11 protein-coding genes and 1 pseudogene are annotated in these 10364 nt (G+C 64.6%); 8 read left to right on the forward strand and 4 right to left on the reverse strand.

Going from position 1 to position 10364, the window contains the following annotated elements; genetic code table 11:
- The coding region (locus AC1D00_RS11400) for a TAXI family TRAP transporter solute-binding subunit (protein WP_477010741.1) at positions 1-912 on the reverse strand (912 nt) is incomplete at its 3' end.
- A 151-nt stretch (positions 913-1063) separates the two neighbouring features.
- Between AC1D00_RS11400 and AC1D00_RS11405 the strand changes: the two genes are divergently transcribed.
- Both AC1D00_RS11405 and AC1D00_RS11410 read left to right on the forward strand, forming a co-directional pair.
- The gene (locus AC1D00_RS11405) at positions 1064-1366 is read left to right on the forward strand and encodes a 4a-hydroxytetrahydrobiopterin dehydratase (RefSeq protein WP_477010742.1); all 303 of its coding nucleotides are present in this window, start codon (positions 1064-1066) and stop codon (positions 1364-1366) included.
- A gap of 90 nt (positions 1367-1456) precedes the next feature.
- On the forward strand, positions 1457-1852 hold the full coding sequence (locus tag AC1D00_RS11410) for a YkvA family protein (RefSeq protein WP_477010743.1): 396 nt from the start codon (positions 1457-1459) through the stop codon (positions 1850-1852).
- Between the two features lie 210 nt (positions 1853-2062).
- On the opposite strand, the gene AC1D00_RS11415 is transcribed toward AC1D00_RS11410, so the two are convergent.
- The 3 genes from AC1D00_RS11415 to AC1D00_RS11425 all read right to left on the reverse strand — a co-directional run bounded on the left by AC1D00_RS11415 (position 2063) and on the right by AC1D00_RS11425 (position 5518).
- The gene (locus AC1D00_RS11415) at positions 2063-3223 is read right to left on the reverse strand and encodes a TAXI family TRAP transporter solute-binding subunit (RefSeq protein WP_477010744.1); all 1161 of its coding nucleotides are present in this window, start codon (positions 3221-3223) and stop codon (positions 2063-2065) included.
- An 18-nt stretch (positions 3224-3241) separates the two neighbouring features.
- Complete coding sequence (locus AC1D00_RS11420) at positions 3242-3964, reverse strand: hypothetical protein (RefSeq protein WP_477010745.1); 723 nt, start codon at positions 3962-3964, stop codon at positions 3242-3244.
- Positions 3965-4543: 579 nt separating this feature from the next.
- Positions 4544-5518, reverse strand: a complete 975-nt coding sequence (locus AC1D00_RS11425) for an NADPH:quinone oxidoreductase family protein (protein ID WP_135178553.1) — start codon at positions 5516-5518, stop codon at positions 4544-4546.
- Positions 5519-5737: 219 nt separating this feature from the next.
- Here AC1D00_RS11425 and AC1D00_RS11430 point away from each other — a divergent pair, with 219 nt between their 5' ends.
- The 6 genes and pseudogenes from AC1D00_RS11430 to AC1D00_RS11455 all read left to right on the forward strand — a co-directional run.
- Positions 5738-6577, forward strand: a complete 840-nt coding sequence (locus AC1D00_RS11430; RefSeq protein ID WP_477010746.1) for an SDR family oxidoreductase — start codon at positions 5738-5740, stop codon at positions 6575-6577.
- A 116-nt stretch (positions 6578-6693) separates the two neighbouring features.
- Positions 6694-7356, forward strand: a complete 663-nt coding sequence (locus AC1D00_RS11435; RefSeq protein WP_477010747.1) for an invasion associated locus B family protein — start codon at positions 6694-6696, stop codon at positions 7354-7356.
- 179 nt (positions 7357-7535) lie between these two features.
- Positions 7536-8738: a dual-specificity RNA methyltransferase RlmN gene (gene rlmN / locus AC1D00_RS11440; protein WP_477010748.1), complete on the forward strand. Its 1203-nt coding sequence runs from the start codon at positions 7536-7538 to the stop codon at positions 8736-8738.
- A 2-nt stretch (positions 8739-8740) separates the two neighbouring features.
- Positions 8741-9220, forward strand: coding sequence for a hypothetical protein (locus tag AC1D00_RS11445; protein ID WP_477010749.1), 480 nt, complete (start codon positions 8741-8743; stop codon positions 9218-9220).
- A gap of 23 nt (positions 9221-9243) precedes the next feature.
- On the forward strand, positions 9244-9738 hold the full coding sequence (locus AC1D00_RS11450; RefSeq protein WP_477010750.1) for a hypothetical protein: 495 nt from the start codon (positions 9244-9246) through the stop codon (positions 9736-9738).
- Positions 9739-9894: 156 nt separating this feature from the next.
- Positions 9895-10364, forward strand: a pseudogene (locus AC1D00_RS11455) (phosphatase PAP2 family protein); the annotation flags it as partial.

Here is a 10364-nt window from a genome sequence, read left to right on the forward strand (position 1 = left end):
CGTGAACGCCGCGATGGTGGTGTCGGACACGGCTTTGCGCGCCACGATGTGGTGCGAGAAGCTGATGGTCTTGACCTCGTCGTCGGGACGATCGGGCGAGCCGCCATAGGTGCCGGCGGGAATCTCCGACGCTTCATAGACCGGATGGTTCTGCGCAATCGCATCCGCGGAATCGATCGCAAGGAAGGTCGGCGTGCCGCTGTCCTTGGCGGAAGCCGCGATTACGTCCGACGTGATCTTGCTGTTGACCGGGCCGGCCGCGAGATAGGCATCGGCCTTCTGGGTCTTGATCGCCTCGGCGGCTTCGTTGGCCGGGTACTGCACGATCTCGACCTTGGCGGGATCGACGCCGTATTGCTGGAGGATCACCTTGAGCAGGTTGACGTTGGCCTGGGTGCGGCCGACCACGCCGACGCGATGGCCGGCGAGCTGCGCGATCTTGGTGATCTTGGCGCCCTTCTTCTTGCCCTTGCCGGGCACGGACCACAGCACCACGACGTTCTTGCGCAGGGTCGCGACGGCTTGCGCATTCTTCGGCACGTCGACGTCGCCGCGCACGATGGCGAGATCGACCTTGTTTTCCGCGAGCGCATCGGCGCTGGCGGTGGCGCCGTCGGTCTGGATCGGGCGTAGCCGCACATAGTTCTTGTGCTGCGCGAAAGCCTGCGTCAGCGCCTGCACGACCTTGAGGTCGTCGCTATTGGCCGGACCGACCGCGATCTTCAGCGTCACAGGGCGCATCGCGAAATAGTAGCCGCCGACGAGCGCACCGATGATCGCAAGCACCAGCGCCAGAGACACGAGTGCCGTCTTCCGCGCCGATGATCGCGGCGAAGGCGGGGTGGGCGCTTCGGCCAGGTCCAATCCCCCGGTCATCGATCTCCCAAACAGGCGCTTGAGGCTCAGTTTCATCTTGGCCGGCGATTTACGCCCGCAATTGTAGCAAATTTCTTGTCCGGCGGGGTTACTTCTCCGTCATGGTTAGCGGATGGGGCAAATCCCGCATGAACCCGGGCGTAAGCACGGTGTTAGGGTAAAGTTCCCCTGAAGCACGGAGACGATCATGGCAGAACGGCTGACGACGGAGGCGCGCAAGCAGGCGCTGGGCGGAATACCTGATTGGACCGAAGTTTCGGGCCGCGACGCCATCGGGAAAACCTTTGTCTTCAAGGATTTCAACGAAGCCTTCGGCTTCATGACCCGCGCGGCGCTGGTCGCCGAGAAGATGGATCATCACCCCGAATGGCGCAACGTCTACAAGACCGTGGAGGTGGTGCTGTCGACCCATGACGCCGGTGGCGTCACGGCGCTCGACATCGAGCTCGCCAGGGCGATGAACACCATCGCCAAGCTTACACCGGGCTGACGTCTTGCAGCGACCGGCTGCATCCCCATCTTGTGATCAGCAGGGGATGCGGCGATCCGCCGCTCCCGGCGGAACGGGGAGTTTTGGAGCATGGCTGCCGAACACAGCGTCGGCTTTGAGCCGGCCGATCGGCTCGCGGAAGATCGTGAAGGCGTTCGCCGCCGCTTCTGGCGCAAGCTGAAGCGTGTCGCCGCGCATCTGCCGTTCGCCGAAGAACTGCTCGCGGCCTACTACTGCGCGTTCGATCGGCAGACTCCGCGCCATGTCCAGGCGTCGTTGCTGGGGGCGATCGCCTATTTCATCCTGCCGTTCGATTTCGTCCCCGACGTGATGCCGATCCTCGGCTTCACCGATGATGCCGCCGTGCTCGCCACCGCCATCCGCATGGTCGCCAGCCACATCACGACGGAGCACCGCGAAGCCGCCCGCGCCGCGCTGAAGCGGGGCGTGGACGAGGCGGAAGCGAGAGCCGAAGCCGCGCAGTAGCCCGCGGCGCCACACACTCCGCTGTCATTCCCCGCCACCGGGTCTCGCCTTCGGCGAGCCCGATGACAGGCTCCGGCGGGGAATCCAGTACGCCGCGGCTTCTCGGTTCAATCACTGGCGCTTCGGAGTACTGGATCGCCCGGTCGAGCCGGGCGATGACAGTGAGTGCGTGGCTAGCGCCTGCGACACTACTGGTCGCAACGACAACCGCTACTTCTTCTCCGCCTGCGCTCGCGCCTTCTCCGCGTCCCATGCCTGGAACTGTCTGAACAGCTTTTCCTTGTCCGCATCAGAAACGTTCGCTGCCGTCGGACTCTGCTTCAGGAACGCCTCGAAGCGCTGGCGGGTCACCGGCTCGACGCCGTGCTTGTCGAGCCATTGCTGCGCCACCGGTAATCTGTTCCAGCCGGACAGGGGCGCGGCGAGCGAGACCTCCTTCCACTTGGGATGGAAGGGTGGGTTCTGGAGCGCGGGGAATTTCGTGAAGAACGCGTCCACGAACAGCGCGAGCTTGCGATAGCGCTCGGTGTTGGGCGCCCAGTTATAGGCCGCCAGCACCGCAGGCACCGCGATCGTGTCCACGCTCTCGCCCTCCTTGATCAGGTTCGGATAGTCCTTTGCGGTCAGCGTCGCCGGCAGATAGTCGCTCTGGAGCGGCTTTGCATAGTCGACCTTCGCAAGATGGAAGCGGCCGTCATTGCCGAAGGTCGAGACCGATTTGTACGGCTTGCCGCCGACCACGATGACGGCGTCGATCTCGCCGGCCTTCAGCTTCTCCATCGCGATGCGTTGCTCGACATAGACGAAGTTCGCCTTGATCCCGAGCCGCTCGAACACCGTCAGCGCGGTGACGAAGGTCCCGCCATTGGGCAGATCGACGCTGACCTTCTTGCCCTCGAGATCCTTCAGCGTCGCGATCGACTTCGGCGCGATGACCTGCATCTCTTCATTGTAGAGCTTGGTCACATAGGTGAACTGTTTCTTGATGTCCTTCGCAAAGCCCTTGCGCTCGAGATAGTCGAGCGTGTCGGCGCGCACGATGCCGAGATCGACGCCTTGCAGGAACAGGATGTCGGCGACGCTCTGCACCGAGCCGCGGCCGACGATCGGCAGCACGCGGATCTTGTTGCCGTCGTCGAGCACCGAGGCGAGGTCGGCGCCGAACTGCACATAGGTGCCGCYGATCGTGCCTGTTATCAGCGTGACGGTGTTGGCGTTCAGCGACTGCTTGGTCGAGGTCGAGCCGAACTGGAAGATCGCCTTCAGGCTGTCCGAGACCTTGGCTGGATCGTATTCGGTCTGATCGGCGCGTGCCGCGAACGCGCAGATCGTCATGATGGCGGCAAGCGCCATTCCCAAAGCGTTACGCATGATATCCTCTGAAGAGTTCTAGTTCGAGAGTTGGGTGAGGCGCTTTCGCGCTTCCGCCGATCCGAGGCTGGCGGCCCGCTGGTACCAGTCGCGTGCGGCGACGGCGTCGGCGGTGATGCTCCGCGTGTCCTTGGTGCCCAGGACGGCTGGATCGTAGGTCTGCGCCAGCAGGAACGCCGCCGTCGCATCCTGCGCATTCGCCGCGCGCTCGAGCAGCAGCCGCGCCGCGGCGATGTCGCCGATGGTCAACAGGCTCTTGGCGCGCGCCATCAAGCCGGCCAACGTGTCGGCGTCGAGGCTCCTGGCTGGCGGCGGTGGCGCGGGCTGTGCGGCGACCGGTGCCGGTACAGACGCGGGTGCCTGAGCCTGGAGCGCGCTCTGATAGGCGGTTGCGATCGCCTCGCGGCTGGGCGCCGCCGGTGCAGGAACATCCTGCGCCTCAGCGCTCGCCAGCATCGTGTTGGTCACACGCGCGGCATCCTTGACCGGACCCTGCCGTGCGGCGGGCGGATTGGCGGGAGCCGCGGCCTCGTTCGCGGCCGCGCCGATCCACGACGTGCCGTCGATGGTGAGCATCCGGTTGATGTCGGACCAAAACAGCGCGATCGGGACCGCGATGACCGACGCGGCGAGGACGGCAGCGAGAATGCGCCGGACGCTTCTGGCCCTGGTGCGCACGGCCAATGGCGCGAATTCCCGTGGATCCGGCGCGCTGAGCGGATCGGACAAGAACAGTGGCATGGGATCGTGCGATGAAGGATCGATCCGTTCAGCGCGCGCACGAATGTAGGATGCGGTGGACGGATGTGATGCCGCTTGTTCGGAGTCGAGCGCCCTCGACCCCCAGGACGGACGGAATGCCGTCGTCTCCATGGTGATGCTTCCCCCAAATACTGACACAACGCGGGGCAATGCCGGTTTTAGTTTTCTTGTTTTTGTCCAGGAGCGCCCTGCAGACTGGAACCGGTAAATCGCAATTTGAATCAGCCTAAAAAGCGACAACGGTTGGGGCGAATCGGGAAAAATTTGGGTTTGATTCGGGCGGCGCGGGGGAGTGCACCGCAATTTTGGCGATGATGGTTGAGAAGGCGCTACCAGGCGGTTGCGCGCAATTCTGCGCGAAGTCAGCGTTGTTCACGCTGCCTGCCGCGCACTCCGCCGCCCCGGCTTGACCGCGGCATCCGGGACGCTGCGGCCTCTCGGTTCAATCACGACCGCCTCTGGAATACTGGATCGCCCGCCCCGGTGCGCAAGAGCGCCCAAGGCGGGCGATGACAGCTGTGTGCGTAGCGACAGCGTCGCGCCGTCGCCCGCATCATCTCACGGATGCAGGATCACCTTGCCCATGGCCTGGCGTCCCGCGAGCACCTTCAGCGCGTCCGCGGTCTGTGCCAGCGGGAAGGTGCGATCGACATGCGATGAGATCTTGCCTTCGGCCGTCCACTTCACAAGCTTCTCGAGATTGGCGCGGTTCTTGGCGGGATTGAGCCGGGTCCAGGCGCCCCAGAACACGCCGCGGATGTCGCAGCCCTTCAGAAGCGCGAGGTTCAGCGGCATCTTCGGAATGTCGCCGGCGGCAAAGCCGATCACGAGGAAGCGGCCTTCCCAGGCGATCGAGCGCAGCGCCTGCTCGGCATACGCGCCACCAACCGGATCGAAGATGATGTCGACGCCCTTGCCATCCGTGAGCCTGCGCAGGCCTTCCTTCAAATCTTCCTTGCCGTAGTTCAGCGTGAGCTCGGCGCCATGGGCTTTCGCGAATTCGAGCTTCTCGTCCGACGAGGCGCAGGCGATCACCTTGAGGCCCATCAGCTTGCCGAGCTCGCAGGCGGCGAGGCCCGTGCCGCCGGCCGCGCCGAGCACCGCGAGCGTCTCACCGGGCTTGGGGCTGGCGCGATCTTCCAGCGCATGCAGCGCAGTGCCGTAGATGATGATGATGCCGGCCGCGCGGTCATAATCGAGATTGTCCGGGATCTTCACGATCGATGCCGCCGGCAGCGCGATCTTCTCGCGCGCGCCGTTATGGCCGCAGGAGGCGACCACGCGATCGCCGACCTTGAGGTCGGTCACGCCGGGGCCGATGCTCTCGATCACGCCGGCGACTTCCGCGGCCGGCGAGAACGGGAACGGCGGCTTGATCTGGTACTTGCCCTGAATCATCAGGATGTCGAAGAAGTTCAGCGCCGCCGCCTTGATCGCGATCACGGCCTCGCCGGGACCTGCCACCGGATCCGGCACCTCGGCGAGCACGAGATCGTCGGGCTGGCAATATTGCGAGCAGAGAATGGCTTTCATGGCGGCACCCAGGCGTTTCGAGGTGGAATTATAGTTGGCTCGTTTCTGCCGGATTTAGCGCAGCCCTACAATCCGGATTCTTTGTCTAAGGGAGCGCGCAGGCCTATCCTTGCGTCATTGCGCGCGCAGCGAAGCAATCCAGAATCCGTCCTGCGGAAATAGTCTGGATTGCTTCCCTTCGCTCGCAATGACGAAAAAGAAAGAAGGAGGATTCAAACGATGTTTGAAACGGGTCTGCTGAGGGGCAAGCGCATTCTCGTCACCGGTGGCGGCTCGGGCCTCGGTGCCGCGATGGGACGCCGCTTCCTCGCGCTCGGCGCCGAGCTCGTGATCTGCGGCCGCAAGCTCGACCGGCTCGAGGCAACCRCAGCCGAGATGCGCGCGCAGACCAGCGGCAAGGTCACGACCATCGCCTGCGATATCCGCGACGGTGCCGCCGTCGAGAGCATGATGGACGCGATCTGGCGCGAGGCGCCGCTCGACATTCTCGTCAACAATGCCGCAGCGACCTTCATTGCCCAGAGCGAACATCTCTCCTTCCGCGCCGCGGATGCGATTCTGGCGCCGACGCTGCATGGCGCGATGTATTGCACGCTCGCTGCCGGCAAACGCTGGATCGACGGCAGGCACGGCGGCGTCGTGCTCTCGATCCTCTCGACCTCGACCATCACCGGCCGCGCCTTCACCGTGCCGTCCGCGATGGCGAAGTCGGCGGTGCTGGCGATGACCAAGAGCCTGGCAGTGGAGTGGGGCCCGAAGGGCATCCGCACTGTCGCAATCGCGCCGGGTCCGTTCCCGACCGCCGGAGCAACCGGTCAGCTCCGCCCCGAGGGCCGCGACGACGGCTGGACCGCGCGGAACCCGCTTGGCCGGACCGGGGACCACGGCGAGCTCGCCGATCTCGCCAGCTTCCTGGTCTCGGACCGCGCCGGCTACATCAACGGCGAGATGGTGGTGATCGACGGTGGCGCCCATTTGCGCAGTTCGGGCGCCGAGGACCTGCTCGGCTGGACCGACGCGCAATGGGCCGACCAGCGCGCCGCGCGATCCCGAGGCTAGCTGTTGCTAACCCGCTAACTGCCTTCCCAAATTGGACTTTCCCGGCTATCCCTGCCGCGGGGACAATGCGCGGCCGGGCCATCTTCCAGTCACAATATTGAGGGAACCACTCCAGCATGTGGCGGGTGCTATTTTTGGCTTTGATGGCCGGCGTGACGGCGTGGGGGATCACTGATTCCGCGCGGGCACAGACGGCGCAACCGTCGCCCAAGTCTGTACCGAAAGAGTCTGCACCGAAAGCGGCGGCGCCGGCGCCCAATACGGCCGCAAAGACCGCAACGAAACCCGAGAGCAAGCCGGTGGCCCCGGCGGCGGCGGTTGCGGGCGGCGCGGAGCCGACCCTGATCGGCCAGTTCGGCACCTGGGGCGCCTATTCGGCCACGCCCAACGGCAAGAAGGTCTGCTTTGCACTGGCCAAGCCTTCGTCGTCGAAGACCAATCCGCCGAACCGGCCGCGTGATCCCGCCTATGCCTTCGTCTCGACCCGRCCGGCCGAGAAGGTGAACAACGAAGTCTCGGTGATGATCGGCTACGCGCTGAAGCCGGGATCGGAATCCTCGGTCGAGGTCGGCGGCGCCGCTTTCGCCATGTACACGCAGGGCGACGGCCTCTGGATCAAGAACGCGGCCGAGGAGGAGCGGATGGTCGAAGCCATGCGCAAATCCGCCGATCTCGTGGTCAAAGGCGTCTCGGCCAAGGGAACGGAGACGACCGACACGTTTTCGCTGAAGGGCCTCGCCCAGGCGCTCGACCGGATCGCCCAGGACTGTCGGCGTTAAGGCTTTATCTGCCGACAGTAGCTCTACGGTCGTAATCGGCGGCTGCGGTTGCTATATAGGGCCGGTTCCAAGTTTTTCCGTCATTCCGGGGCGATGCGCAGCATCGAACCCGGAATCTCGAGGTTCCGGGTCTGGTCCTTCGGACCATCCCGGAACGACCAAGCAATTAGGCCCATCTGATGCAAACGACGACCGAGCCGCACAACGCAACATTGGTGGAGAAGACTCCGCTCGAAACCTATGTGCCGCCGGCGAGGCCCTCGCTCATCGGCCTGTCGCGCAACGAGCTTGCCGACCGGCTCGGTGAGATCGGCGTCGCACCTGCGCAGCGCAAAATGCGCGTGCAGCAGCTGTGGCACTGGATGTATTTCCGCGGCGCCCAGAATTTCGACGAGATGACGTCGATCTCGAAGGGCATTCGCGCCGAGCTCGCGCAGCATTTCACCGTCGACCGGCCCGAAGTCGTGGCCGAGCAGATCTCGAATGACGGCACCCGCAAATGGCTGCTGCGTCTGCCGAGCGGCGACAATGTCGAGAAGGCGCATGAAGTCGAATGCGTCTACATCCCCGAGACCGATCGCGGCACGCTCTGCGTCTCCTCGCAGGTCGGTTGCACCCTCAATTGCTCGTTCTGCCACACCGGCACGCAGCGCCTGGTGCGCAACCTCACCGCCGGCGAGATCGTTGGTCAGATCATGGTTGCGCGTGATCGCCTGAATGACTGGGCCGATCGTGAGGACGGCACGCGCCGCGTCACCAACATCGTGATGATGGGCATGGGCGAGCCGCTCTACAATTTCGACGCCGTGCGCGATGCGCTGCTGATCGTCGGCGACAACGAAGGCATCGGCATCTCCCGCCGTCGCATCACGCTGTCGACCTCGGGCGTAGTGCCGAACATCGTGCGCGCGGGCGAGGAGATCGGCGTCATGCTTGCGATCTCGCTGCACGCGGTGCGCGACGAGCTGCGCAACGAGCTAGTGCCGCTCAACCGCAAATATCCCATCAAGGAGCTGCTCCAGGCCTGCCGCGACTATCCCGGCGCCTCGAACGCACGCCGCATCACCTTCGAATATGTGATGCTCAAGGGCGTCAACGATTCGCTCGACGATGCGAAGCTGCTGGTGAAGCTGCTCAAGGGCATTCACGCCAAGATCAACCTGATCCCGTTCAATCCCTGGCCCGGCACCGCCTATGAATGCTCGGACTGGGATCAGATCGAAAAATTCTCCGAATACATCTTCAACGCCGGCTATTCCGCGCCGGTGCGCACCCCGCGCGGCCGCGACATCCTCGCCGCCTGCGGCCAGCTCAAGTCGGAGACCGAAAAGCTCTCGGCCCGCGAACGCCAGACGCTGCGCGCCATGGCGATGACGGACTAAGGATGGCGCTGATCCGCCGCCTGCCGGTCATCGCGTTCGCGTTTCTGGCCGCTTGCACGATCGCGGAGATCTTCTACGCCATCATGGTCGTGGAATATGAAGCGTTTCTGGCGCTTGGAAGGCTCGCACACCTGCACCTTCTGAAAGATATGAGCGTACTGCTTGGCCACGGTTTCAAGGTGCTATGTGGCGCGACAGTGTTGCCTGCAATCGTGGCGGTGACGATCACGGAACTGACGGATCGGCGCGCTTTGTGGGTCTATCTCATTGCCGGTACGGCGACGGCCCTTGTCTGCTATTTGGTGGTCGCTCCGTTTGAGGAGACACTCATCCCGCCGGGGCACAACACGCCAAGACTCATTAGACCCTATCCCATCGCGATTGTCGCCGCCGGGATCGTTGCGGGCGCTGCCTATTGGTTGATTGCAGGGCGCACGGCCGGCCTATGGCGCAAGGTGGGACGGGCAGAGCCGGCGAGCTGAGGTCGCAAGGATAGGTTTTATTCATGGCACTCATCGGCCGCCTCGTCGTCATCTTCATCGGCTTTCTCGCCGCCTGCTTCGTCGGCGGCATGATCGTGGTCGTCGCGCTGCTGTTTCCGGAGTTCGCCGATCTCGGCGCAGGTCCCGTCGATCAAGGCAYGATCGACATCCTGCTCGGCTTCGGTTTCATCTTCGTCTCCGGCTTTGCGCTGGTGCCGGCGGCGGTGATCGTCGCGATCACCGAAGCGCTCTACATCCGCAGCGCGCTGGCCTATGCCGTCGGCGGCGGCCTCGTGGGGCTCGCCTGCTACCTCGGCCTCGTTCCCTTTCACTCCGACACGTTCCAGTTCGAGGGCGTCGTGCGGCGTCACCTCGAGATCATGACCGGCGCCGGCATCGTGGCCGGCGTGGTCTACTGGCTGATCGCCGGCCGCAACGCCGGCGCCTGGCGCAATCCGCCGCCCCCGCACAAGCCGCCTCCGCCATTGCCGTCGCATTCAAGGCCGGATGCGCGATAGTTTGGCGCTGTCATTCCGGGGCAGTCCGGAGGACTGAACCCGGAATCTCGAGATTCTCAGGTGGGCAAGGGCGCACCGGAGTTCGGCTCTGCGAGCCGCCCCGGAATGACGGTGAAAGGGTTTTCATCCCCTCCCCACTCCGCTAAACCGCGCGGCATGAACCGGACCGGACTCTTCATCGCCCTGGCGCTGTGGCTCGTGATCGGCGTCGTTTTCGGCCTCTATCCCGAACTCGATCTCAAGTTCGCCGCGCTGTTCTTCGATCCCGCAACCAGGACCTTTCCGCTCAAATCGAGCGGCTGGGCCGGCGTCGCGCGTGATGCGGCGATGTGGATCGCCTGGGCGTTCGTGCTGCCCTCCCTGGTGGCGCTCGTGGTCAAGCTGTTCCGCCCGGACCGGCCGCTGATGGTGTCGGGGCGCGCGGTGATCTTCCTGCTGGTGACGATCACGCTGTCGGCCGGAATCCTCACCAACCTCACCTTCAAGACCTATTGGGGCCGGCCGCGCCCGGTGGTGGTGACGCAGTTTGCCGGCGATCAGCAGTTCGTGCCGTGGTGGGATCCGCGCGGCGGCTGCGCGCGCAATTGCTCGTTCTTCTCGGGCGAGGGCGCGACCGCGTTCTGGAC

Source organism: Bradyrhizobium sp. P2_E8, from assembly GCF_056403875.1.